Source organism: Aggregatibacter sp. oral taxon 458 str. W10330 (genome assembly GCF_000466335.1).
Classification (GTDB): domain Bacteria; phylum Pseudomonadota; class Gammaproteobacteria; order Enterobacterales; family Pasteurellaceae; genus Aggregatibacter.
On the sequence record NZ_KE952605.1, the window covers coordinates 1 to 23,650 of the forward strand.

At 44.1% G+C, this 23,650-nt stretch carries 22 protein-coding genes and 3 tRNA genes; 9 read left to right on the forward strand and 16 right to left on the reverse strand.

Annotated features, from left to right (window positions below):
* Nucleotides 1-85: 85 nt before the first annotated feature.
* Nucleotides 86-1,552 (reverse strand): aminoacyl-histidine dipeptidase, encoded by a 1,467-nt coding sequence (locus HMPREF9065_RS05140; protein ID WP_021616012.1) that lies wholly within the window; start codon nt 1,550-1,552, stop codon nt 86-88.
* Between the two features lie 114 nt (nt 1,553-1,666).
* Between HMPREF9065_RS05140 and gpt the strand changes: the two genes are divergently transcribed.
* The 3 genes from gpt to HMPREF9065_RS05125 all read left to right on the forward strand — a co-directional run bounded on the left by gpt (nt 1,667) and on the right by HMPREF9065_RS05125 (nt 4,374).
* Nucleotides 1,667-2,131 (forward strand): xanthine phosphoribosyltransferase, encoded by a 465-nt coding sequence (gene gpt / locus HMPREF9065_RS05135; RefSeq protein WP_021616013.1) that lies wholly within the window; start codon nt 1,667-1,669, stop codon nt 2,129-2,131.
* A 252-nt stretch (nt 2,132-2,383) separates the two neighbouring features.
* Nucleotides 2,384-3,550 carry a murein hydrolase activator EnvC gene (envC, locus tag HMPREF9065_RS05130; protein WP_021616014.1) on the forward strand — a complete coding sequence of 389 codons (1,167 nt, stop codon included), beginning with the start codon at nt 2,384-2,386 and terminating at the stop codon, nt 3,548-3,550.
* Nucleotides 3,547-4,374, forward strand: coding sequence for a divergent polysaccharide deacetylase family protein (locus HMPREF9065_RS05125; protein WP_021616015.1), 828 nt, complete (start codon nt 3,547-3,549; stop codon nt 4,372-4,374). The genes envC and HMPREF9065_RS05125 overlap by 4 nt, the downstream gene beginning before the upstream one ends.
* A gap of 13 nt (nt 4,375-4,387) precedes the next feature.
* Here HMPREF9065_RS05125 and HMPREF9065_RS05120 read toward each other — a convergent pair whose 3' ends face one another.
* Both HMPREF9065_RS05120 and yihA read right to left on the reverse strand, forming a co-directional pair.
* Nucleotides 4,388-5,923 carry a YifB family Mg chelatase-like AAA ATPase gene (locus tag HMPREF9065_RS05120; RefSeq protein ID WP_033002516.1) on the reverse strand — a complete coding sequence of 512 codons (1,536 nt, stop codon included), beginning with the start codon at nt 5,921-5,923 and terminating at the stop codon, nt 4,388-4,390.
* A gap of 120 nt (nt 5,924-6,043) precedes the next feature.
* On the reverse strand, nt 6,044-6,658 hold the full coding sequence (gene yihA / locus HMPREF9065_RS05115; protein ID WP_021616018.1) for a ribosome biogenesis GTP-binding protein YihA/YsxC: 615 nt from the start codon (nt 6,656-6,658) through the stop codon (nt 6,044-6,046).
* A 139-nt stretch (nt 6,659-6,797) separates the two neighbouring features.
* On the opposite strand from yihA, the gene HMPREF9065_RS05110 reads away from it, so the two are divergent.
* Nucleotides 6,798-7,673, forward strand: a complete 876-nt coding sequence (locus tag HMPREF9065_RS05110) for a VirK/YbjX family protein (RefSeq protein WP_021616019.1) — start codon at nt 6,798-6,800, stop codon at nt 7,671-7,673.
* 62 nt (nt 7,674-7,735) lie between these two features.
* On the forward strand, nt 7,736-8,623 hold the full coding sequence (locus HMPREF9065_RS05105) for an RsiV family protein (RefSeq protein WP_021616020.1): 888 nt from the start codon (nt 7,736-7,738) through the stop codon (nt 8,621-8,623).
* Nucleotides 8,624-8,710: 87 nt separating this feature from the next.
* Here the strand turns inward: HMPREF9065_RS05105 and HMPREF9065_RS05100 are convergent, their stop codons facing one another.
* Nucleotides 8,711-9,427 (reverse strand): MgtC/SapB family protein, encoded by a 717-nt coding sequence (locus HMPREF9065_RS05100; RefSeq protein ID WP_021616021.1) that lies wholly within the window; start codon nt 9,425-9,427, stop codon nt 8,711-8,713.
* A gap of 4 nt (nt 9,428-9,431) precedes the next feature.
* Entirely contained in the window at nt 9,432-10,046 is a 615-nt protein-coding gene (locus tag HMPREF9065_RS05095; RefSeq protein ID WP_232209098.1) for a pseudouridine synthase, read from the reverse strand.
* 348 nt (nt 10,047-10,394) lie between these two features.
* On the opposite strand from HMPREF9065_RS05095, the gene HMPREF9065_RS05090 reads away from it, so the two are divergent.
* Entirely contained in the window at nt 10,395-11,429 is a 1,035-nt protein-coding gene (locus HMPREF9065_RS05090; RefSeq protein WP_021616023.1) for an MBL fold metallo-hydrolase, read from the forward strand.
* A 106-nt stretch (nt 11,430-11,535) separates the two neighbouring features.
* Here HMPREF9065_RS05090 and pckA read toward each other — a convergent pair whose 3' ends face one another.
* From pckA to HMPREF9065_RS05070, 4 genes are all read right to left on the reverse strand, one after another.
* Nucleotides 11,536-13,152, reverse strand: coding sequence for a phosphoenolpyruvate carboxykinase (ATP) (gene pckA / locus HMPREF9065_RS05085; RefSeq protein ID WP_021616024.1), 1,617 nt, complete (start codon nt 13,150-13,152; stop codon nt 11,536-11,538).
* 160 nt (nt 13,153-13,312) lie between these two features.
* Complete coding sequence (gene gss, locus HMPREF9065_RS05080; protein WP_021616025.1) at nt 13,313-15,202, reverse strand: bifunctional glutathionylspermidine amidase/synthase; 1,890 nt, start codon at nt 15,200-15,202, stop codon at nt 13,313-13,315.
* Between the two features lie 85 nt (nt 15,203-15,287).
* Entirely contained in the window at nt 15,288-15,695 is a 408-nt protein-coding gene (locus HMPREF9065_RS05075) for a MerR family transcriptional regulator (RefSeq protein WP_021616026.1), read from the reverse strand.
* A 39-nt stretch (nt 15,696-15,734) separates the two neighbouring features.
* Nucleotides 15,735-16,046, reverse strand: coding sequence for a DciA family protein (locus HMPREF9065_RS05070; RefSeq protein ID WP_021616027.1), 312 nt, complete (start codon nt 16,044-16,046; stop codon nt 15,735-15,737).
* 91 nt (nt 16,047-16,137) lie between these two features.
* Here HMPREF9065_RS05070 and secM point away from each other — a divergent pair, with 91 nt between their 5' ends.
* The 3 genes from secM (at nt 16,138) to mutT (ending at nt 19,732) form a co-directional block, all read left to right on the forward strand.
* A complete protein-coding gene (gene secM, locus HMPREF9065_RS05065) occupies nt 16,138-16,455 on the forward strand; it encodes a secA translation cis-regulator SecM (protein WP_021616028.1) in 318 nt (105 codons plus the stop codon).
* Nucleotides 16,456-16,538: 83 nt separating this feature from the next.
* Nucleotides 16,539-19,247 (forward strand): preprotein translocase subunit SecA, encoded by a 2,709-nt coding sequence (secA, locus tag HMPREF9065_RS05060; protein ID WP_021616029.1) that lies wholly within the window; start codon nt 16,539-16,541, stop codon nt 19,245-19,247.
* Between the two features lie 86 nt (nt 19,248-19,333).
* Nucleotides 19,334-19,732, forward strand: a complete 399-nt coding sequence (mutT, locus tag HMPREF9065_RS05055) for an 8-oxo-dGTP diphosphatase MutT (RefSeq protein ID WP_033002517.1) — start codon at nt 19,334-19,336, stop codon at nt 19,730-19,732.
* Nucleotides 19,733-19,792: 60 nt separating this feature from the next.
* On the opposite strand, the gene HMPREF9065_RS05050 is transcribed toward mutT, so the two are convergent.
* From HMPREF9065_RS05050 to HMPREF9065_RS05020, 7 genes are all read right to left on the reverse strand, one after another.
* Nucleotides 19,793-20,053: a DUF5339 family protein gene (locus tag HMPREF9065_RS05050; RefSeq protein ID WP_033002518.1), complete on the reverse strand. Its 261-nt coding sequence runs from the start codon at nt 20,051-20,053 to the stop codon at nt 19,793-19,795.
* A gap of 106 nt (nt 20,054-20,159) precedes the next feature.
* Nucleotides 20,160-20,236 (reverse strand) — tRNA-Arg (locus HMPREF9065_RS05045).
* A gap of 54 nt (nt 20,237-20,290) precedes the next feature.
* Nucleotides 20,291-20,367: transfer RNA gene (locus tag HMPREF9065_RS05040), tRNA-Arg, on the reverse strand.
* A 17-nt stretch (nt 20,368-20,384) separates the two neighbouring features.
* Nucleotides 20,385-20,478, reverse strand: a tRNA-Ser gene (locus HMPREF9065_RS05035).
* A 125-nt stretch (nt 20,479-20,603) separates the two neighbouring features.
* Nucleotides 20,604-22,619, reverse strand: coding sequence for a DNA helicase Rep (gene rep, locus HMPREF9065_RS05030; RefSeq protein ID WP_033002538.1), 2,016 nt, complete (start codon nt 22,617-22,619; stop codon nt 20,604-20,606).
* A gap of 9 nt (nt 22,620-22,628) precedes the next feature.
* Nucleotides 22,629-22,859: a YceK/YidQ family lipoprotein gene (locus HMPREF9065_RS05025; protein ID WP_021616033.1), complete on the reverse strand. Its 231-nt coding sequence runs from the start codon at nt 22,857-22,859 to the stop codon at nt 22,629-22,631.
* Nucleotides 22,860-22,979: 120 nt separating this feature from the next.
* Nucleotides 22,980-23,525, reverse strand: coding sequence for a porin family protein (locus tag HMPREF9065_RS05020; RefSeq protein ID WP_021616034.1), 546 nt, complete (start codon nt 23,523-23,525; stop codon nt 22,980-22,982).
* Nucleotides 23,526-23,650: the final 125 nt, after the last annotated feature.

Here is a 23,650-nt window from a genome sequence, read left to right on the forward strand (position 1 = left end):
TAGTGATATGAAAATAAACACGGTTACCAGTTTTAGGGGAGCCTAAAAACCGCACGTTTTAGGTGCGGATTGTTATTGTTTATTTTTATGCGTTTTTCACCGGAATTTCTGCCAATAATTTGGTGATTAACGACCAATAAATTTGCACGGCAGGAATATGGACTTTTTCATCCGGCGAATGGGCGTTTTTAATGGTTGGACCGATGGATACCATATCCATATTCGGATAGATTTTCTTCAACAAGCCACATTCCAAACCGGCATGAATAACTTTAATTGCCGGCTCATAACCTAAAACCTCAGCATAGATTTTATGGGTTAAATCCACAATTTCAGAATGTGCTTGTGGTTCCCAGCCCGGGTAAGTGCCGGAGAATTCCACTTTTGCGCCGCTTAATGTTGCCAATGATTTTAACATCGCAGCCACATATTCTTTACCGCTTTCAATTAAAGAACGCACTAAAATTGTGGCTTTCACTTGTGCCTCTTCCGTTTTTAGCACACCGACACTCAATGACGTTTCCACCACATTGTCTAACACATCGCTATTGCGAATCACGCCGTTCGGTAACACATTCAACAAATGAATAAGACGTTGGCTGTCGGCAACAGAGAAAGTTTGCGCTGCTTTTTCGGTAGCTTGTAATGTCAAGGTAAAGTTCGGTTCAATTAATGCCAATTCGGTTTTTAATAAACCGTTGAAATTTTCCACCGCACTTTTTAACGTGGCAACATCACCATTAAAGGCCAAGGTTGCAAACGCTTCACGGGGAATCGCATTGCGCACAGAACCACCGCGAATATCGCTCAAGGCAAAGGTAAAGTGCGGTTGATTTTGTAAAAATTCTGCTAAGAAACGTGCCAAGACTTTAATGGCATTGGCGCGTCCGGTGTGAATATCGCAACCGGAGTGGCCACCACGCAAACCTTTTAACGCCACTTGATAGCTGTGTGTGAATGTGTTGTTTTCATATTGAATAGGAAACGTTACGTTTGCATTTTCACCACCGGCACAACCGACATAAATTTCGCCATTTTCTTCCGTATCAGTATTGATCATGATTTCACTTTGTAACCAATTTGCGCGTAAGCCAAGGGCGCCTTCCATGCCGCGTTCTTCGGTCATAGTGAGTAACACTTCCAAATCCGGATGAGCGATATCGTCGCTATCTAAAATGGCTAAGGTGGATGCCATGCCGATGCCGTTATCGGCACCTAAAGTAGTGTTGGTGGCGTGTACCCATTCGCCATCAATGTAAGGCAAAATCGGGTCGGTGGCGAAATTATGGTGGCTGCCTTCATTAGCTTGCGGCACCATGTCTAAATGGGCTTGTAGGGCAACTTTTTTGCGGTTTTCCATACCTTTTGTTGCCGGTTTACGAATTAAAACGTTACCCGCTTCATCACGTTCTGCATAAAATCCTTTACCTTTTGCCCAATTCACAATGAATTCCGCCAGTTCATTTTCTTGATAAGACGGATGCGGAATGGCACAAATTTGATCGAACCATTTCCAAAGTGAATTCGGACTGAGTTGTTGTATTTCTGACATATTTCCTCCTTAAAAATGAGTGAAAATAATAGCATAAAATGCCATTTCAGGTTATCCTAACGCCATTTTATTTCTTGGGCTATGCGCCACAAAAATCCTGAAAGGTGAATATTTATGAGTGAAAAATACGTTGTGACGTGGGATATGTTTCATATGCACGCACGAAAATTATCCGAACGCTTACTTCCCGCTTCTCAATGGAAAGGCATTGTTGCCGTCAGTCGTGGCGGCTTATTTCCGGCTGCCGTATTGGCCCGTGAGTTAGGCATTCGCCATGTGGAAACCGTGTGTATTGCCAGTTATAATCATGACAAACAAGGCGAATTGCAAGTGTTACACGCAGCACAATTAGACAATGGCGGTGAAGGTTTCATCGTGATTGACGATTTAGTGGATACCGGCAACACCGCTCGCGCCATTCGCGAAATGTATCCGAACGCCCGTTTTGTTACCGTTTTTGCAAAACCGGCCGGCGCGGAATTGGTGGATGATTATGTGGTGGATATTCCACAAAATACATGGATCGAACAGCCTTGGGATATGGGTATTTGTTTCGTTCCACCGTTGGCTCGAAAATAATGTAAAAAGCCACCGCACTTTTTATTCATCGCGCTGGATGGTTTAGTCTATCGAATGCGCTATATAAAGCCCGCCGATTAGCCTGATGCTAAAAAGTGGGTTTTTATTTTTAATGACAAAGAAAGCATATTAAAGGTTGCAATGATGATAGAGAACTCATGCCGAAAGATTAAAACAGAAACGACGCTTTTTTCTCGCTATCGTTCATCTTCCATCAAAACACTGCCGATATTGACCGCACTTTTCTGTGTTATGCCTTTGGCTTTTGCTGCGCAAGGGGATAATTTGTCAAAAATTCATCAGCAAATTCAACAACAAAAACAGAAAATTGAGCAGCAAAAGCGGGAACAGCAGAAACTACAGAGCACATTAAAAACTCAAGAAAATCAGATTAACAACGTAATTGGTAAATTGCGTCAAACGGAATCGGATTTAAAAGAAATTCGCAAAACGATCAGCGATACTGATAGACAAATCAAACAGTTACAAAAACAAGAAAAAGAGCAAAAAGCCAAACTGGCGAAGCAGTTGGATTCTGCCTATCGTTCCGGCACGAATCCATCAGTGGCAGAGCGGATGCTATCCGATAAAGGGCAAAATGCGGAACGCATGAAAGCCTATTATGCCCATTTGAATCAAGTGCGAATGGCATTAATTGAGGATTTAAAGCAGACGCAGGAACAACTAGCGAAACAAAAAACCGCCATTACAGAACAACATAAAGAACAACAAACACAGCTTGCCGATCAGAAAAAACAACAACAAGAATTGCAAAAAGTGCAGAAGGAACGGCAAAGCACGTTGAACCAACTGAATCAAAACTTAACGCGTGATGAAAATAAATTAGAAGCGCTGAAAGCCAACGAAAATGCGTTACGCCAAGAAATTCAACGGGCGGAACAGGCGGCGCGTCAGCAAGAACAACGTGAGCGTGAGGCGTTAGCACAGAAAAAACAGGCGGAAGAAACGAAAAATCACAAGCCTTATCAACCCACTGCGCAAGAGCGCCAACTGTTGAACAGCACGGCCGGATTAGGCACTCCGAAAAAACAATATGGTTTTCCGGTGGCAGGCAAAGTCGTGAACAATTTTGGTTCAACTCAAATGGGCGAATTACGCTGGAAAGGTATCGTGATTGCGGCAGGTGCCGGTACGCCGGTGAAAGCCATTGCCGACGGGCGGGTGATTCTCGCCAACTGGCTGCAAGGTTACGGTTTAATGGTGATTGTGAAACACGGTGAGAGCGATTTGAGCTTGTATGGCTATAATCAATCGGTTGCAGTGAAAGAAGGACAGCTTGTGAAAGCCGGACAGAAAATCGGCGAAGTGGGCAATAGCGGCGGTCAATCGAAAAGCGGATTATATTTTGAGATTCGCCGCAAAGGTGTGGCAGTGAATCCGTTAGGTTGGTTGCGATGACCTTAGCAGTCAGAAAAACGTTGTTGTTGGTGACCGCACTTTTGGCGGCGTCCTTTGCCTATTCTGCTAAGCTTGCCATAGTGATTGACGATTTAGGCTATCACGCAAAAGAAGACGAACAAATTTTGGCAATGCCGAAAGCCGTGTCGGTGGCGATTATTCCGGCCGCACCTTATGCCAAACAACGTAATCAACAGGCGTTCCAACAAGGGCGCGATATTCTCATTCATATGCCCATGGAAACTGTGTCTAAAATGAAAATTGAAGACGGCGGTTTGCATTTGGGCATGTCTCAAGGGGAGGTGAGCCATCGGGTGCAAACGGCTCACAATATTGTTTCTAACGCGATTGGGATGAACAATCACATGGGCAGTGCGGCTACGGCAGATGAGCCTTTAATGACCAAATTAATGACCGCACTTAGTGAGCGTCATTTGGCTTTCCTCGACAGTCGTACCATTGGCCGCAGTGTGGCAGGTAAAATTGCGAAAGAACAAGGCGTGCGGACGTTAGATCGGCACATCTTTTTAGACGATAGCGACGCATTTGCTGATGTGCAACGACAATTTCAAACCGCCGTGCAATATGCGCAGAAACACGGTATCGCCATTGCTATCGGGCATCCGCGTAAAAATACCATTGCCGTCTTGCAAGCGGGCATCGCCAATTTGCCGGCGGACGTTCAGCTTGTTTCTATGGGCAGTTTGTGGCGAAATGAAAAAATCGCACCGCCAAAACCTTTTATGCTTCTCTTTAGCGAAATGCCTTCGCCTACCTCCATTCCACCTTATACCGCAGTGCCATTGTTGCGTGGTGTGCCTTAGTCTTGCCGTTTGGTTAGACAGATGCTTTAGAAAGTTTCTGTAATAGTCTGTCCATCGCACGATAGCCAAGAGCTTCGGCTAAGTGTCGCTGGTGAATGTGCTTTTCCCCTTCTAAATCCGCAATGGTGCGAGAAACTTTCAGTATACGGTGGTATGCCCGCACAGATAGCCCGAGTTTGGTCAGCGCATTTTCTAAAAATAACGCATCTTTCTCTTCCAGTTTGCAATCTCGTTCAATTTCTTTGCTGGTTAAATGGGCGTTAATTTTGCCGGCACGTTGCAGTTGAATGGCACGGGCGGCTAAGACTTTCTCTCTCACTATGGCACTGGATTCGCCACGGTCGCCGCTATTTTGCAGGCTACCTTGTGGCAGCAATGGCACCTCAATGGATAAATCGAAACGATCTAAAAACGGGCCGGAGAGGCGATTCAAATAGCGCATGATTTGTTGTGGTGACGTGCGGTTATGCGTGCCTTGATAATGCCCCGTCGGGCTTGGGTTCATGGCGGCAATCAGCTGAAATCTTGCCGGAAATTGAATCTTGGCATTGGCGCGAGAAATGATGATTTCACCGCTTTCTAACGGTTGGCGGAGCGCATCTAATACCTTGCGTTCGAATTCAGGCAGTTCGTCCAAAAATAACACGCCATTGTGTGCGAGGGAGATTTCCCCGGGTTTTGGAATCGAACCGCCCCCCACCAATGCCGGTGTGGAGGCGCTGTGGTGAGGCGCACGAAAAGGACGCTGTTTCCAGTTGTGAAAATTCAGTTCATTTTGTACAAGGCTTGCCACCGCGGCAGTTTCAATGGCTTCTTGATCGGTCATTTCCGGCAGTAATCCCGTTAAGCGACTGGCAAGCATGGTCTTTCCTGTCCCGGGTGGACCTAAAAATAACAGATTGTGCTGTCCTGCTGCGGCAATCATTAAAGCGCGCTTGGCATGTTGTTGCCCGATGATGTCTGTCAGATCTTTGGGATTTTCAGGGAAAAAATCCACCGCACTTTGAGTTTTGATGTCGCCGGCAAGAGGCAGCTCCCCTTGTTCATTAAGAAATTGCACCACATCCAATAAAGAATTCGCGTAATAGGTTTCCTGCTCGGAAACCAGTGACGCTTCGTTGGCATTGCCTTGTGCAATAATGCATTTTCGCTTGGCTTGTTTCGCCGCCAGAATCGCAGGGATGACGCCATGCACAGCGCGCAGTTGACCGGTCAAGGCAAGTTCGCCGATAAATTCAAACTGTTTTAATTTTTCCGGATCGATATAACCAAAGGCAGCAATCATACCAATCGCAATAGGCAAATCAAAACGTCCGCCTTCTTTGGGTAAGTCTGCCGGGGCAAGGTTGACGGTAATGCGCTTGGCAGGATATTTGAATTCAGCATTGAGCAATGCACTGCGGACACGATCTTGGGCTTCTTTCACCGTTTTTTCCGGTAACCCAACCAACGTAAAACTTGGCTTACCGTTGCTCAAATGCACCTCAATGGTGACCAGTGGCGCTTGAACACCCATGGAGGCGCGGCTGTAAACGATGGCTAAAGACATATTGGGCTCCGTAATGCTGAAGAAAGAAGAAAAAGGCGGAGCGTCAAAATAAAAAAAGTGCAAAATGAAAGAAATTCACACCGCACTTTTTTGCGATCAAGATCGCAGAAATGGCTTTTTTTAGGCAAAAACCGGTGCAAACCACGCATCTAATTTAGCGGCCAAGTGATCAATCCCGGTGCGTTTCAAGGCAGAAAACGCCTCCACTTGAATGTCACCTTGGAACGGTAAAATCGCTTCACGCACCATTTTGACTTGTTTGCTGCGTTCGCTTTGACTCAGTTTATCCGCTTTCGTAAGCAGTAATAACACCGGTTTTTCAGAGGCCACCGCCCATTCAATCATTTGCTGATCCAAGTCTTTGAGCGGATGGCGAATGTCCATCAAAATCACAATTCCGGCAAGACATTCGCGTTTTTGCAAATATTCACCAAGAGCTTGTTGCCATTGCAATTTCATTTGTTCCGGCACGGCGGCATAGCCATAGCCTGGCAAATCCACTAGCTTGCATTGTGGCTCCACCTCAAACAAATTGATGAGCTGGGTACGCCCCGGAGTTTTTGATGTGCGAGCAAGGTTTTTCTGATTCGTTAAGGCATTTAGTGCGGTTGATTTTCCTGCATTGGAGCGACCGGCGAAGGCGATTTCAACGCCACTGTCTTCCGGCAGACTTTTGAGGTTCGGCGAACTGGTTAAAAAATGGGTTTTGTGATAATTCAGTTTAATCTCTGACATGATGTGCTTTGTGTCCAAGGTGATAAATTGCCGGCTAGGATACTTTATCAACCGCAAAAAAACGACAAAAAAATGCAAAAAAGGGGAGATTATGCGAAAATGCGCACCAACTTTATTTCTATTTTGATTGTGGCATCCAATGACTCAACACGCTCTTTATCAATGGCCTCATCCTCTCGCTTTGTATCCGGATCGAGGTAAAAAATCGTATCGCATGAAACGTTTACGTTATCGCTTACGTTCCCTTCTTCACCGACAAGCCATTAAAAAATTTGAATATTTTGTCAATCAGAACGCGTCGCTCGTGCCTCTGCTGAATACCCGCCCGGATTTTAGCTATCCTTTGGCGCACCGTTTTTTGGATAAACGCTTTAGCGCCAAACAACGCTTGGATGCCATGTGCGACAACCTGACATTTTTACCGGAAAAATTGACCGCACTTGGTTTGCCGCCGTTGTGGCAACACGCCATTTCTTTTGGTGAGGTGATTCCTGACTTTGAGCTTAAATTAATGCTTAGCGAACATCAGCCGATGGAAGGCTTTTGGACATTGGAATTGATTCATTCACCAAGCCAAGAATTGGTGTATTTATTGACCTTCGGCAAAGTGCAACAGGCGCTTTTAATTGCAGTAATTCAAGGGCCGAATTTTGAAGGTTCAAAAGACATGGTGAAATTGCTGACCAAGAAATGTCATGGATTGCGTCCGGCTTATTTGATGGTGGAAGCCATGAAAGCTCTGACCAAAGTATTGGGTTATTCCGCTTTGTGGGGCATTCCGCATAAGTATCAAAACAAATCCCGCATTGTGCAAAGCAAACGTTATGTGGTGGATTATGATGCGATTTTCGCGGAATCTGCCGGCACGTTAAAAGATTATTGGGAATTACCACTGCATTTTGAAACCAAAAATATGGACGATATTCCAAGCAATAAGCGTTCTATGTACCGTAAACGTTATGCCATGTTGGAACAATTACAGGAAAATATGGCGACTGCACTTAAAGTGCGGTAGAAATTTAACGCAAAAATACATTTACTTCCCCCATTTTCTCTTACAGGGAGATTAGAAATTTTATGAAAAAATTATTCATCGCCATTTTAGTTGCCAGCGTGATGGGACTCACAGCTTGCCATGATAAAGACACCCAAAAGCAAGCAGAAACAATCGCCCAATTAAATGAACAGGTTGCGACCTTGCAAAAACAGGTGACTAATTTAGCGGAAAATCAAATGATTCGCGTAGAACCGGAAGTGCTATTTCAAAAAACAGAAAAAATTCCTTCCTCCACGAGCGAGGGAAACGATCAGGAATGGCATCAAGTGAAATTTGATATTACCACGTTAAAAACGTCTTCAGATTGGTTAACCGAGTTATTATTAAATGAAGTTATTAAACGGTTTGGCGTAGATAAAAATATAAAAATCGATAATAAGCAACAATTTATCGAATTTTTACAACATAACATGGCAGACGCACTCAAAGAGGCGAAAGAATACGAAATGTCAGCCTATGAAACCCAAATGTTGACAGAATATTTAGGGCAACGAGAAAATATTGCCACGTTTACCATTTTCTCACACAATTATACCGGTGGTGCGCACGGTCTTTATGGAACGGATTTTGTCCTTGTAGATTTAAAGAAAAAAGCAGTAATTAAAGTGGAGGATATTTTCGTTAAATCCGCACAAGATAAATTAAAATCTTTATTGTGGGAGAGATATAGAAATCAATATCGCAATGAACAAGGTGAGCTTATCGAACCGTTTATGTCAAAAGATGATTTCTATGTCAGTGAAAATGTCTATTTTTCTCGTGAGGGTATTACGTTTGTTTATCCGCCCTATGCATTAGGATCTTATGCTGAAGGGGAAAAAGAATTGACCCTGTCATTTTATGAAAACGATTTAAAAAGCATATTAACCCCTGAGTTTCAATTTTTAGTCAAAGATACGCCCGAATAAATCGGCATAAAAAAAGAGTTGATATATCAACTCTTTTTTTATATCCCATCAATGACATGATGATATTCTGCTAATTATTCGGAATGGTTAATTCTCGACTTCTAAATGAAGAATATGTGGTGATTGTTTTAATAATGCATATAATTCATGTGCGGTTTCTTTATTATTCATTGCACAACGGAGCGTTAATTTTGTTTCACCGTTGCCCTGATCTTTAATATTCATATTTTCAATAAGATGATGATGTGCTTTTAATAACAAGATAAATTGACCAATGGCTTCAGCGGAAGAAAGCGTGGCGCTAATGCGTGTTTTTCCTTTCTTTTCGTGGCGGCGAACCCATTTATGCACATACGGACTTAAGCGAATGGCAACAAGGATCATCATCGTGGCAATAAGTGCATCAAAATAAAATCCCGCACCTGACGCAATACCAATACCTGCCGCCGCCCAAATGATGGCCGCTGTGGTTAAACCGGAAATGGCGTCATTGTGTTTACGCAAAATAACTCCGGCGCCAAGAAAACCGATTCCACTGATTACTTGTGCCGCCAACCGCATAGGATCGGTGCGGATATTTTCAGACACTTGGGCATAATGCTCGGCAGATTGAATGGAGACAATGGTTAGCACGCACGTCGTCACCGCAATAATCATGCACGTTTTCACGCCCACCGGTTTGGCTTTGAGTTCTCTTTCTAAGCCGATAATTCCCCCAAGCACCATGGCAAAGAGGATTTTAATGAAAATGAAGACATGGCTGTCTTGGGTAAAATCGGCAATAAATTGTGTTAAGTCTGTCATGGTTTTAGTCGGTCAGTTCCAGTAAGTGATAAAGTTGTTGAAGCTCGGTTGTCGTTAAAGTGCGGTAACTTTTCGGCAGTAAATTTTTAACATCAAAGCCGGCTTGCCGATAACGAATTAAACGTAATGTAGGGAAACCAATATGGGCAGTCATTCTGCGGACTTGTCGATTTTTTCCCTCGTGAATTTGAATTTCTAACCACGAGGTTGGAATCTGCTTCCGTTCACGAATAGGTGGCACACGCGCCCATAAAAAATCCGGCGGCAAAATCGACCGCACTTTCGCCGGTTGTGTCATGCCATCTTTTAACAACACGCCTTTACGCAGTTGTTCCAACGCCTCTTCGTTCGGAATGCCTTCCACTTGCACCCAATACGTTTTCGCCATTTTAAATTGCGGATTCGCCAAACGATGTTGAATTTCTCCGTTATTCGTTAAGAGAAGTAAGCCCTCGCTGTCTTTATCCAACCGCCCAATAGGATACACATCAGGAATATCAATAAAATCCTTTAAGGTGGCACGACCCTCACCATCGGTAAATTGGCTGAGCACATCAAAAGGCTTATTAAATAAAATCACCTTTGTTTGCGAAAAACTTAAAGAGGGTTTCGACAGCATTTTGCCTTTTTTTCTAAAGATTTTCGTTATGCCTTGCTTGGGTGTACGTAAATGATGCCTTTTCATCACGGAGGCTATCCTCGTTATTCAAAATTACGCTCAATCTTACTCTTTTCTTTTTAAAAAGAAAGACTTCAAGGCGAACCACGTGAGCACCGCTAATGGGTAAAAATGCCTTATTTTCAAATTACCATGCCGGAAACAGGTATTTTTTTATACTTGTTACCCTGAGGGGTCACGTGATTTTATTTCATTCGCTGAGCGATTATTTCAGAAAAGTTGGCATATAATGGAAACATTGATGGATTCATTGACATGGTAACGATGACACACTAAAAGCAACGGGGAATGTTTGGCGATCTCGCAGGTCGAATGGGGTGCCGGCTTTATGCTAAGCGTTATCCTCCTTATCCTGCCGGTGATCATTTCGATCCTCATACCCGCACTTTTTTTAATGCTGAAGCAAGGAGACCGGTTCACGCTGCCAGTGCAATGTGGAAATTCATTTTTCAGGAAAAATCGTTGCATCCTCCTGAGCCATTGCCCATTCTTAAGCCAGATTGGACAACCTTTTTTGCTCCGGCACCCAAAGGTCGCTTTATTTGGTTTGGTCATTCAACATTGATGATGCGTCTTGGCACTCAAACGATTCTGACCGATCCGCTTTTTGGCAAAAGTGCCTCGCCTATGCCAGTGATGATGCATCGTTTCCAAGATCCGCCTGCACCACTTGAAGCATTGCCGGAAATTGATGTCGTGCTGATTTCTCATAATCATTACGATCATCTTGAGCGGAAAAGCATACGCACTCTTGCTAAACGCCAGTGCCATTTTATTGTACCGCTGGGAATTGGCGTGCTATTACAACGCTGGGGTGTGGCACCAACGCGAATTACTGAGTTAGATTGGTGGGACAGTGTGGAATATAACGGGGTACGTTATACCGCACTGCCTGCACGCCATTATTCCGGGCGCGGTGTATTTGATAATAGTAGAACACTGTGGGCCAGTTTTGTGATTCAACATAAAGAAGAGCGGTTTTATTTCCATGGTGATTCTTCTTATGGTCAGCATTTTGATGTGATCGCCGAACGTTTTAACGGATTTGATATCGCTTTCATTGAAAATGGACAATATGATGAGCGTTGGCCGGATAACCATTTATTTCCTCATCAAACGGTTGAATTGGCCGTTAAATTAAATCCAAAACGATTTATGCCAATTCACTGGGGCGCTTATCCTTTGGCATTACACGCATGGAATGAGCCGGTATTACAAAGCATTCCGATGGCGCAGAAGTTGGGGTTAAATCCTTTGACGCCGTTAATTGGGCAAGTTTTTGATGTTGATACGTTAACGTCCAGTTGGTTTCAAGATAACTAGGCGTTTCTGTTAATTGAATTCAGTGTAAAAAAACGGCCATGACATTCATGATGTGATGGCCGTCCAATTTATTTTTTAATACAGCGTTTTACAACATATCAGAAGATTAGGCTTTAGGCCCTGCAGCAATTAATGCTTTACCTTCAGCATTTGTTGCATATTTTTCGAAGTTCTTCACGAAACGACCGGCAAGGTCTTTCGCTTTCGCTTCCCATTGTGCTTTGTCTGCATAAGTATCACGCGGATCTAAGATAGCTGGGTCAACACCTGGTAAAGCGTTAGGAATTGCCAAGTTGAAGATTGGTAATTCGCCCATTTCGGCTTTTTCGATAGAGCCATCTAAGATAGCATCGATAATACCGCGAGTATCTTTAATAGAGATACGTTTACCTGTACCGTTCCAACCGGTGTTCACTAAGTAAGCTTCCGCACCTGCCGCTTGCATACGTTTAACTAACACTTCCGCATATTGAGTTGGGTGTAAAGTTAAGAATGCTGCACCGAAACACGCAGAGAAGGTTGGGGTTGGTTCGGTAATACCACGTTCTGTACCCGCTAATTTTGCAGTAAAGCCAGATAAGAAATAGTACTTAGTTTGTTCCGGTGTTAATTTAGAAACCGGTGGCAATACCCCGAATGCGTCTGCGGTTAAGAAAATTACTTTCGTTGCGTGACCTGCACGGGAAACCGGTTTAACGATGTTATCGATGTGATAAATCGGATAAGACACACGGGTGTTTTCTGTTTTGGAACCGTCATCAAAGTCAACGGAACCATCTGCACGCACAACCACGTTTTCTAATAACGCATCACGACGGATTGCGCGATAAATATCCGGTTCGTTTTCTTCAGAAAGGTGAATAGTTTTCGCGTAGCAGCCACCTTCAAAGTTGAAGATACCCACATCATCCCAACCGTGTTCATCATCACCGATTAATTCACGTTTTGGATCGGTAGAAAGGGTAGTTTTACCGGTACCGGACAAGCCGAAGAATACAGCCACATCGCCATCTTTACCTACGTTAGCGGAACAGTGCATTGCACCCACGCCTTTAAGTGGAAGGAAGTAGTTCATCATGGAGAACATCCCTTTCTTCATTTCACCGCCGTACCAAGTACCGCCGATTAATTGAACACGTTCAGTTAAGTTAAATGCAACAAAGTTTTCAGAGTTCAAACCTTGTTCTTTCCAATTCGGGTTGGTGCATTTAGAACCATTCATTACCACGAAACCTGGTTTGAAATCTTTTAATTCAGCTTCTGTCGGACGAATAAACATGTTTTTCACGAAATGTGCTTGCCATGCCACTTCAGTCACGATACGTACCGCAATGCGGTCTTGTTCGCTAGCACCACAGAAACCATCAACCACAAATAGACGTTTACCGGAAAGTTGTTTAGTCACAATGCCTTTCAAGCTTGCCCAAGTTTCTTGGGTCATTGGTTTGTTATCGTTTTTCGCTGCATCGGAATTCCACCAAACGGTATCTTTTGTGGTGTCATCCAACACAATATATTTATCTTTCGGTGAACGACCGGTAAAGATGCCGGTATCCACAGCCACGGCACCGGTTGTGGTCAACGTACCCTTTTCAAAACCCTCTAAGCCCGGTTTGGTTTCTTCTTCAAATAATTGTTCATAACTTGGGTTATAAACAACCTCTTTGATATCATGAATACCAAGTGCTTCAAGTTCTTTAATCACTTTACTTAAGTCAGTCATAGATCACCTCGTTGTGTTAAAAGTACTAAAAATAAAGACTGTCTCTATTCTATGAGAATTTCTACCTAAAAACTGTTATCTTGATCAAAGATTCGAACATTCTTTCCAAAATTTTTATGACTCAAATGCCTAAAGAACAGTCTCAAGATCCATTGATGGCTTAATCAGTGATAAATGCCTTGTCGTTAAATATACGTAACGGCTGCATATCGCTATCGCCGACAATCACCCGAGTCGGGTCGGAACGCAAACAACTCTCGGCATAATGTCCACCTACGGTAAAAGTGCATACCTGTACATATTGATCTTCTACTTTCGGCAAACACCAAAGTTGCTGGTAAATGTTTTCCTGTTTATCAAAACGACCGTTTGTGCTATCTAACACGGTTTTACATTCGCCAATGAGTTTCACATTATCCCCACGACGACCGGCAATGGGTTTTTGTGCATAGCCATTTTTAATTAGTTCTGGTGTCAGTTCAAATCCTGCTTCCAACAAATAACGGTGATTTGGAAACAACGACCATAACACCGGCAAAATGGCTTTGTTACTTGGAATAGCTGTCCACAAAGGTTCATAAACCAATACTTCCGGGCGAAGTAACACGTCAATTAACCGCACTTTATCTTCCGGATAACCGGTGCGAATCGGCGGAGCGACTTCACGCCCTGTCGCATCTTCACGTAATTGTTCCAGCACGGTTTCCCACGCCCAGGTTTTCCATACGCTTTGGACACGCTGATTTTCATCGTCTAATAATTGTCCGCGTGTATCCCAGTGGAGGCCTTCCGTGCCGTGAATAATCTTCGTTTTAAAACCGGCTTGTGTCAGGGCATCACGCATAAACAGGGCATGGTAATCTTCTTCAGCATCGTAATCCTGCATAATATGGACTAACGATGTCGCATGGCTGTGTTTCCATGTATCTGCCAACGCATTAAGTAAACCTTCGCTCGGATCATGCCCCGCAGTGAGGCCGGCTTGTGTCGCCCAACGAGGCAAGATTGCGCCCGCTTCAGCATGACAAGAGGCGGAATCAGCATTGTATTCATACACTTTCAAACCGCGCTCATCGAGACAGAAATCTAATCGTCCACTGATGGTTTGATAACGACGATTTTGCCAAGATAACCGCAGGCGAGGCCAAAGCAGTTTTGGGATGTTGAAATATTGCAATAAGTTATCGTCTTTGAGGACTTTGTCGGTAGCGTGCAAATACATGAGATGCAATTCATTCGTAGCGCGAATCAGTTCATGTTGTGCGCTTTCGGAAAGCGCAAAATAACGATATTGATCACCATGATTCACTCGATGCCCTTGCATTGCTTTAACGTACGCCGCCTCTAACGGTTTTGTTTCATCCAGCCAGTTTGCTGAAAACTGCCCTTGATTCTCAATATGTTTTGCACAAATGTTGAGTTTATTCGGCGCCGGCATTGGTTGTGGCAGGCTGAATTCCTCGTTGTCCGTTTGAATCATCCAACCGAGGATTTCTGTATCATCAAAGGTATCCTGTAAGCGATAGCCGTCCTCTGTTACCGTCATTGGCAATTCACGGGTCCATTGTTGACCGCTCGGCAGGCGGGAGTGAATCACATTTTGTTCTGCGATGCGAACTTTATCTGTCAGCACCTCGGTGATAATCGCCACATGGCCGGTGTGTTTGAACTCGCCACCTTCCTGCCAGATCAGCAACGCACCACATTCCGGCGCTCGCTTTCCACCATTGGCAAAGGCTTGTAGTGGTAACAATGCGTCATTCACCACTTGGCGTAGAAAACGCAGGGAAAAAATTTCGTACGCCATGCCCACATCAGTGAAGACCATGCCGTAATTGAGGTAAAGATAGCGACGGGTGAATTCCACACATTGCCACTTATAGCCCATGTATTCGCCACCCAGGTAGCTACGAAAAGCGGCATCGTCAGGGTATTCCTGCGAATCTGCCGTATTATAGTCTGAAGAATAAATGGCAACACCGCCGGGCGCATAACCCAACAAGCTGCCGAAAGGATCATGTGTTGTGATATTAGGAGAACGATCCGGCATAACAACTCCGAGAAAAGTAAATCAGGCCAATAGTATAGATCTTTTCCCCTACCGCCCCAAGTTACGTTTTATACATTTTCGGTGGTTATCTTATCGGTCTGAACTTCGCATGGCTACGCTGTAAGATCTGCAATAAATTCTGCTGTTCCGATGCGCCACATTGCTGTTTTAATTGCAACAAATTCATGCGTAAATGTTGCAGACGATGAATATGCTTGGCGATGTCTTGAATATGTCGATCGAGTAATTGATTAATTTCCGTCTTTTGTTGTTCCGATGCGGCGTCCAAACTCAAGAGCAATTTGATTTCTTCCAGGGACATATCCAAAGATCGGCAATAACAAATAAATGACAAGCGCTGTACATGCTCGCCCGTGTATAAACGGAAACCACCTGCAGAACGTAGCGGGCGTGGCATGATGCCTTTTTGCTCATAAAATCGAATGGCATCCACACTACAGCCCACCGCTTTGGCTAACTTCCCTATTTTCATCTCAGCTCCGTTAAAACGCCTGAAAAAGACACCGCACTTTTATGACTCAGGACGAAATTCAGGGTTAATGTAAAAAATTAACTCGGTAATTTCCGGCAAATGCTGCTGAATAACGCTCAATAATGCCTGTTGACGAAACAAAAAACTTTGGCGAACCATGGCGTTGGCTACCTCAATACGCAAACTCTGTTGCTCAATATTCGCAATACGATACAGCCCGGCAAATTCCGCAGGAAAGAACGCTTTCATTTGCTGATTTAGTTCATTCAGTCGAACGCCTTTTTGCATCATTTTCGCCAATGGCGAATCTTGCAATAAAGTGTGAATATTGATCGGTTTTTGATAACGCATTGCCTTGTTTTCCGCTTCTCCGCCCTAATATTTATGACATTGTAGCGAAATTCCGCTACAATACCGACAATTTTTTGATAGTGAAATCCTTATGATTATTTCCAACAAAAGCAAACACAATTTTTGGTCGCGACTGCTCCTCGGCATGCTGGCGATTTTTGTTTTGCCCGCAACGCAGGAACTGAATTATCCTGCCGCTGTTGGTAATGAAAACTATCAAAATACGCAACAACAAAATGCGCCTCAAATTTTAACGGCGGTGTCGTTATTACAACAAACCCGCCAGCAACAATGTCAACCGCAACAGACCTTACCGGCAGTTGAAATTCTCTCCCAAAACGAACCGCACTTTTCACGCTCACCGTTTATTTCTCATGCACCAATTCGTGCCGGACCGGTATTTATTTAGTCTCAATTGTCTTATTTATTCCGTCGTTTAATGTCATTAAACGATTTCATTTATCTGTTTTTATTTTTAAAAAAGAAAGAATTATGCTTAGAACTATTGCAACTAAAATTTTTGGCAGCCGTAACGACCGTGTTTTGCGCCGCCTCAATAAAATCGTCGTCAAAATTAATAAACTTGAGCCGGAATACGAAGCCTTAAGCGATGAACAACTCAAAGCCAAAACGGCGGAATTCCGTGACCGTTTAGCACAAGGCGCAACCTTGGAAAGTTTAATGCCGGAAGCATTCGCAACCGTGCGTGAAGCCAGTAAACGTGTGCTTGGCATGCGTCATTTCGACGTGCAACTTATCGGCGGTATGGTGCTTAACAGTCGCTGTATCGCTGAAATGCGTACCGGTGAAGGGAAAACCTTAACCGCGACGTTGCCATGCTATTTGAACGCATTACCGGACAAAGCCGTGCATGTGGTTACCGTGAATGACTATCTTGCCCGCCGCGATGCGGAAACCAACCGTCCATTATTCGAATTTTTAGGTCTGACTGTCGGCGTAAACGTGCCGGGCATGTCACCGGAAGAAAAACGCGCAGCATACGCCGCGGACATTACTTATGCCACCAACAGCGAGCTAGGTTTTGATTATTTGCGTGACAACCTGGCGCACGCCCCGCAAGAGCGTTTTCAAAAAGATCTCTACTATGCGTTAGTGGATGAGGTGGACTCCATCTTAATCGACGAAGCGCGTACGCCGTTAATCATTTCCGGTCAGGCAGAAGACAGCTCCGAACTGTATATGGCTATCGACAAATTGATTCCTGTCTTAATTAAACAAGACAAAGAAGATACCGAAGAATATCAAGGTACCGGCGATTACACGTTGGATTTAAAAACCAAACAAGCTTACTTGACCGAACGTGGGCAAGAAAAATGCGAACAATGGTTAATTGAACATGGGTTCATGAAAGACACCGAATCTCTTTATTCACCATCTAAAATTTCTTTGTTACACCACGTGATGGCGGCATTGCGCGCTCATACTTTATTTGAACGTGATGTGGATTACATCGTGAAGGATGGCGAGATTGTTATCGTCGATGAACACACCGGTCGTACGATGGCAGGTCGTCGTTGGTCGGACGGCTTACACCAAGCCATCGAAGCCAAAGAAGGGGTTCGCATTCAAAGCGAAAACCAAACTGTCGCCTCTATCACTTACCAAAACTACTTCCGTTTATACGAGAAATTAGCGGGGATGACCGGTACGGCGGATACGGAAGCCTTTGAATTCCAAAAAATTTACGGCTTAGAAACCGTGGTAATTCCAACCAATCGTCCGATGATCCGTGACGATCGCACCGATGTGATGTTTGAAACAGAAGAATATAAATTCAACGCCATTATTGAGGACATCAAAGATTGTGTTGCCCGTAACCAACCGGTGTTAGTGGGCACAATCTCTATTGAAAAATCCGAATTACTCTCTAATGCGTTGAATAAAGCTGGCATTAAACATAATGTGTTGAACGCCAAGTTCCACGCACAAGAAGCGGAAATCGTCGCGAATGCAGGGTATCCGGGAGCCGTCACTATCGCCACCAACATGGCGGGTCGTGGTACCGATATCGTGCTGGGAGGTAACTGGAAAGCGGAAGTGGATAAACTGGAAAATCCAACGCCGGAACAAATTGAGGCAATCAAAGCCGCATGGCAAGAACGCCATAACATTGTAAAACAAGCCGGTGGGCTGCACATTATCGGTACTGAACGCCACGAATCCCGTCGCATCGACAACCAGTTGCGCGGTCGTTCCGGTCGTCAAGGGGACCCGGGTTCTTCCCGTTTCTATTTATCTTTAGACGATGCGTTAATGCGTATTTACCTCAATGAAGGCAAGCTTAACATGATGCGCAAAGCCTTCAGTCAACCTGGCGAGGCCATGGAATCCAAGCTATTGGCAAAAGTCATTGCCTCCGCACAAGCCAAAGTGGAAGCACACAACTTCGATGGACGTAAAAACTTACTTGAATTTGATGATGTGGCAAATGACCAACGTCATGCGATTTATGAACAACGCAATGAATTGTTAGAAAATGACGATATTTCCGATACTATCGATGTGATTCGTCAGGACGTATTCAACAGCGTTATCGATCAATACATTCCGCCACAATCACTGGAAGAACAATGGGATGTGCCGGCATTGGAGCAACGTTTAAAACAAGATTTCGCGCTGGATCTACCTATCAGCAAATGGCTGGATGAAGACAATCATCTGCATGAAGAAACCTTGCGTGAGCGTATTATTCAAGCGGCTACTGATGAATATAAACGCAAAGAAGAATTGGCCGGTGCACAAACCATGCGCAATTTTGAAAAAGGCGTGATGTTACAAACCCTAGATGAACTTTGGAAAGAACATTTATCTGCAATGGATCACCTACGCCGTGGTATTCATTTACGCGGTTATGCACAAAAAGATCCGAAACAAGAGTACAAAAAAGAGTCTTTCCAAATGTTTACCGAAATGTTGGATGCCTTGAAATTAAGTGTGATCACTACCTTAAGCCGCGTCCAAGTTCGCACACAAGAGGAAATGGAAGAAGCAGAGCGTTTACGCCAAGAATTGGCGCAACGCGAAGCCGCGGCAATGCAGTATCACAATGAAGAATCACAGGATGAACAAGGCGCTCAAAATGCGGTGGAAGAACACCATAAAATCGGGCGTAATGAACCTTGTCCATGTGGTTCCGGTAAAAAATACAAACATTGCCACGGTAGTCGTGCCAAACATTAATTGGAAATAAATAAAAGTGCGGTTAGAAAAACAATGAAATTTTTAACCGCACTTTTTTTCATGAAGATTCAGTGAAGGATGGAAAAATGAGGAAGCCGCTTGTACAGGTTGTAGCCGGGATTATTCGTAACGAATTCGGTCAAATTTATTTAACTCAACGCTTAGAAGGGCAAGACTTTGCACAGTCCCTAGAATTTCCTGGCGGTAAGGTTGATAAAGGCGAAACACCGGAACAGGCATTAAAACGGGAACTGGAAGAAGAAATCGGTATTGTCGTGTTAAAGGCTCAGCTGTTTGAGCGTTTTGAATTTGAATACCCAACCAAAGTGATTTCTTTCTTTTTTTATCTGGTTGAAGAATGGGTTGGTGAGCCCTTTGGGCGTGAAGGACAAGAAGGTTTCTGGTTGGCACAAAACGAACTGGATGCCGGTCAATTCCCTCCGGCAAATGCCAAACTCATTCAACGTTTATTAGCCGAATCTTAACTCTCGTCCATAAAAAAGACCCAACAATTGTTGGGTCTTTGAGAAAAACAAAAAGCTGAATTATTTGCCCATTGCCGCTTTAGCTTGTTTTAATTGTTCAGTTGCTTGGGAGCAAGCTTGCTCTTGTGCAGCTTCTGGCAAAGCAGATAATTGTTGTTTGCTTGCGTCATATTGTTGTTTCAACATCGCTTGTTGTGCTGCAGGTGCTGCACTCACAAAAGAATCAATTTCAGCAAAATATGCTTCGCAGCTTTTAGATAAGCCAGCAGATGCGGACATTGCAAAACCGGATAATAATACTGCAACTAATAGTTTTTTCATTTTTTTCTCCACAATGGTTTGAAAATATCACCTCAAGTCAGGCGACAGCCCATTATTAGACATTTTTCTCTGGAAAGAAAGTAAGAATTGAGAAACTAAAATGAAATGGCGCACCCGAAAGGATTCGAACCTTTGACCGCTCGGTTCGTAGCCGAGTACTCTATCCAGCTGAGCTACGGGTGCGTAGTTGATGTTTAATTTACTCAGACCATTTTAAACAATAGAGTCGATTTAAAATGGCGCACCCGAGAGGATTCGAACCTCTGACCGCTCGGTTCGTAGCCGAGTACTCTATCCAGCTGAGCTACGGGTGCGAGACAAATTAAACAAATGGCGGTGAGAGAGGGATTCGAACCCTCGATGGAGTTTTTGACCCCATACTCCCTTAGCAGGGGAGCGCCTTCAGCCTACTCGGCCATCTCACCACAATCGGTTTGTGGGCGGTATAATACGGATTTATGACAATAAGTCAAATTATTTTTTCTGAAAAGTGCTTGAAATCAAGTTAGTTGTGCGATTTCTCGACAACTTCAAGTATCACATTCACAGATTATTTCCCACGTAAAATCGCCCGTAAATTGGCAATATGGCTTTGCGTTTTTGCCTGTTGCTGTTCGGCGCTTAACGGCGGTTTATCCCGTTCCCACTGCAAATCGTTTTCCGGCAACTCCAGTAAGAATCGGCTTGGCTCCGGACGAATCAATTCGCCGAACTGGCGTCGCTCTTTGCACAGAGAAAACCACAGATTCTGCTGCGCACGAGTAATACCCACATACGCCAAACGGCGTTCTTCTTCCACATTGTCTTCATCAATGCTGGTTTGATGCGGCAAAATACCTTCTTCCATGCCGATTAAAAACACATACGGAAATTCCAACCCTTTGGAGGCATGGAGCGTCATTAATTGTACCTGATCGCTGTCATCTTCCTCTTCGCCGCGTTCTAACATATCGCGCAACGTTAAGCGGGTGACGATTTGGTTCAGATTCATGGGTTCGTTAAATTCATCGCCTTTGAGCATATCAGCAACCCAATCAAACAACGTCGCCACGTTTTTGCTCTGCATTTCTGCCGCTTTTGGGCTGGTGGCGTATTCGTATAAATATTCTTCATAATGTAATGAAGCCAGCATGGCGCGCACAGCGCGTTCAGGTTCGGAACGTTGTATTTCGTCATTCAATTCCACAATCCAACGGGCGAATTTTTGCAAGGCATCATAGGCTTTCGGGGTGACCCTCTGAATCAGCTCAAAATCAAAAATCGCTTCAAATAAGCTGACATGTTTTTCTTGTGCCAGCGAACCCAATTTTTCCAGTGTTGCCGTACCGACTTCCCGTTTTGGCGTGTTCACAATGCGCAAAAACGCCGCATCATCATCTTGATTCACCACCAAACGCAAATACGCCATCATGTCCTTAATTTCCGCACGGGAGAAAAAGGATGTGCCGCCGGAGATTTTGTATGGAATACGGTTTTGCATCAGGATTTTTTCCAGCAAGCGTGATTGGTGGTTGCCACGATACAAAATGGCATAATCGCGATAATGGGTTTTGGCGATAAAACGGTGAGCAATCAGTTCGCCCACGACACGTTCTGCCTCATGTTCTTCATTTTTCGCTTCAATAATTTGTAACTTTTCCCCTTCGCCTAAATTGGAAAAGAGTTTTTTGTCGAAAACATGATCGTTGTTATCAATGAGGATATTGGCGCAATGCAAAATGCGTTGGCTGGAACGGTAATTTTGTTCCAGTTTAATCACCCGTAACGCCGGAAAATCATCGCGTAACCGCACCATATTCTGCGGGCGAGCACCACGCCAAGAATAAATAGACTGATCGTCGTCACCCACCACCGTGAAACGCGCACGATCACCTACCAACAACTTAATCAACTCATATTGGCTGGTATTGGTGTCTTGGTATTCATCTACCAACAGATAGCGAATTTTCTCTTGCCATTTTGACCGCACTTCGGCATTCTGTTTGAACAGTAGGGTCGGTAACATAATCAAATCATCAAAATCCAAAGCATTGTAGGAACGCAGTTGTTTGTTATAGCGGTCGTAACAATGAGCGAAGGTTTGTTCTTGCTTATCACGCGCCAATGTCATTGCTTGTTGCGGGCTACATAAATCATTTTTCCAGTTGGAGATACGATTAATTAGCGTACGTAGTAACTCTTTGTCTTCCTGCAACAGATCAGCAGTGAGCTCTTTTAACAACGCCATTTGATCATGTTCATCAAACAGCGTCATGTTCGCTTTAAAACCTAAGTGCTTGTATTCACGCTTAATAATGTCAAACCCAAGGGTGTGAAAGGTGGACACAATGAGCCCTTTGGAGGATTCCTTACCAATGGACTGTGCCACACGTTCTTTCATTTCACGTGCGGCTTTATTGGTGAAAGTGACGGCGGCGATTTGCTTTGGAAGATAACCGCACTTACCAATCAGGTGAGCAATTTTGTTGATGATGACGCGCGTTTTCCCAGAGCCTGCACCGGCTAAAACGAGGCAAGGGCCGGACACATATTCCACGGCTTGTTGTTGTTGCGGATTGAGTTTCATAGTCATTGATTATTCACTTTGCGACCAGACATAAGGCAAAAGTGCCGTATCCAACAGAAAAGACAATGGCACATCCAAAATCGGTAAGCCCCAGCGCTTTGCCATCTCGAAATCGTATTTCGTGCCGGCATAAGCGCGATAAGGCTCTGTCGGATCCACCAGTTTTACCACGGTGCCACAGGCGCTGGTGGTGAAAAGTGCGGTCGAAAAAAACAGTGTTTTTAGGGGTTGAAATTTCATAAGCAGGCGAATTTTACACCAAATAGGAAAGGATAGGGCAAGGTTTCCGTAAGATTGCACAGGCAAAAAAATTGCGCCGTTGGTTTTCCTTCGGCGCAATCTCTTTAAAATGCATTCAAATTAGAAACGATAGGTCGCGCTTGTGCTGAATGTATTGCCTTTAATGTTCGTGCTTTCAAAGCGATGACCGGTGCGTAAATATTCAACGCCAAGTTCAAAGTTTGGCACAACGGCGGCTTTCACGCCGGCACCGAAACCATAACCTAAGTTCGTATCGCTGGCACTGTAGCTGCCATCGTGAGCATATTTTTTAAATTTCACCACTTCGCCACTGAGTTTCGCATAAGGCAAAATAGACGGTGCAACTTTATAACCTAGCAAATAGCCTACGCCTAAACGTCCTCGTTGTTCAAATCGGCCATAAGCGTTGTCTTGTAATTTGGAATCATGCGCTTTTAATTTTCCTTCCACGATACCCACGACATTTTCATCAAGTTGGAAACCGTAATCAACGATAGCATCAATATTGGCAATACGTTTTGCACCTTCATATTTTGTTGTACCCACGCCAACCCCAATACCTAAATCAGTGAAATTAACATCGGAGGCGATTGCCGTTGTTGATACGATAGCCGCGCTAAGCGCTAAAAGTGTGAATTTTTTCATAAGATCCTCTGCTGGATTGTGTTAAAAACGACCTGAGTATAGGCATTTTCACCGTCAGGATCAAGATCCATCAGCGATTTCACCGATCAGACAAGACAAAGTGCGGTGGGGCTTTTAGGTGTTTT

Coding starts and splice junctions, on each gene's coding strand:
- HMPREF9065_RS05140 (WP_021616012.1), bottom strand. CDS start 1,552: ATGTCAGAAATACAACAACTCAGTCCGAATTCACTTTGGAAATGGTTC.
- gpt (WP_021616013.1), top strand. CDS start 1,667: ATGAGTGAAAAATACGTTGTGACGTGGGATATGTTTCATATGCACGCA.
- envC (WP_021616014.1), top strand. CDS start 2,384: ATGCCTTTGGCTTTTGCTGCGCAAGGGGATAATTTGTCAAAAATTCAT.
- HMPREF9065_RS05125 (WP_021616015.1), top strand. CDS start 3,547: ATGACCTTAGCAGTCAGAAAAACGTTGTTGTTGGTGACCGCACTTTTG.
- HMPREF9065_RS05120 (WP_033002516.1), bottom strand. CDS start 5,923: ATGTCTTTAGCCATCGTTTACAGCCGCGCCTCCATGGGTGTTCAAGCG.
- yihA (WP_021616018.1), bottom strand. CDS start 6,658: ATGTCAGAGATTAAACTGAATTATCACAAAACCCATTTTTTAACCAGT.
- HMPREF9065_RS05110 (WP_021616019.1), top strand. CDS start 6,798: ATGACTCAACACGCTCTTTATCAATGGCCTCATCCTCTCGCTTTGTAT.
- HMPREF9065_RS05105 (WP_021616020.1), top strand. CDS start 7,736: ATGAAAAAATTATTCATCGCCATTTTAGTTGCCAGCGTGATGGGACTC.
- HMPREF9065_RS05100 (WP_021616021.1), bottom strand. CDS start 9,427: ATGACAGACTTAACACAATTTATTGCCGATTTTACCCAAGACAGCCAT.
- HMPREF9065_RS05095 (WP_232209098.1), bottom strand. CDS start 10,046: ATGCTGTCGAAACCCTCTTTAAGTTTTTCGCAAACAAAGGTGATTTTA.
- HMPREF9065_RS05090 (WP_021616023.1), top strand. CDS start 10,395: ATGTTTGGCGATCTCGCAGGTCGAATGGGGTGCCGGCTTTATGCTAAG.
- pckA (WP_021616024.1), bottom strand. CDS start 13,152: ATGACTGACTTAAGTAAAGTGATTAAAGAACTTGAAGCACTTGGTATT.
- gss (WP_021616025.1), bottom strand. CDS start 15,202: ATGCCGGATCGTTCTCCTAATATCACAACACATGATCCTTTCGGCAGC.
- HMPREF9065_RS05075 (WP_021616026.1), bottom strand. CDS start 15,695: ATGAAAATAGGGAAGTTAGCCAAAGCGGTGGGCTGTAGTGTGGATGCC.
- HMPREF9065_RS05070 (WP_021616027.1), bottom strand. CDS start 16,046: ATGCGTTATCAAAAACCGATCAATATTCACACTTTATTGCAAGATTCG.
- secM (WP_021616028.1), top strand. CDS start 16,138: ATGATTATTTCCAACAAAAGCAAACACAATTTTTGGTCGCGACTGCTC.
- secA (WP_021616029.1), top strand. CDS start 16,539: ATGCTTAGAACTATTGCAACTAAAATTTTTGGCAGCCGTAACGACCGT.
- mutT (WP_033002517.1), top strand. CDS start 19,334: ATGAGGAAGCCGCTTGTACAGGTTGTAGCCGGGATTATTCGTAACGAA.
- HMPREF9065_RS05050 (WP_033002518.1), bottom strand. CDS start 20,053: ATGAAAAAACTATTAGTTGCAGTATTATTATCCGGTTTTGCAATGTCC.
- rep (WP_033002538.1), bottom strand. CDS start 22,619: ATGAAACTCAATCCGCAACAACAACAAGCCGTGGAATATGTGTCCGGC.
- HMPREF9065_RS05025 (WP_021616033.1), bottom strand. CDS start 22,859: ATGAAATTTCAACCCCTAAAAACACTGTTTTTTTCGACCGCACTTTTC.
- HMPREF9065_RS05020 (WP_021616034.1), bottom strand. CDS start 23,525: ATGAAAAAATTCACACTTTTAGCGCTTAGCGCGGCTATCGTATCAACA.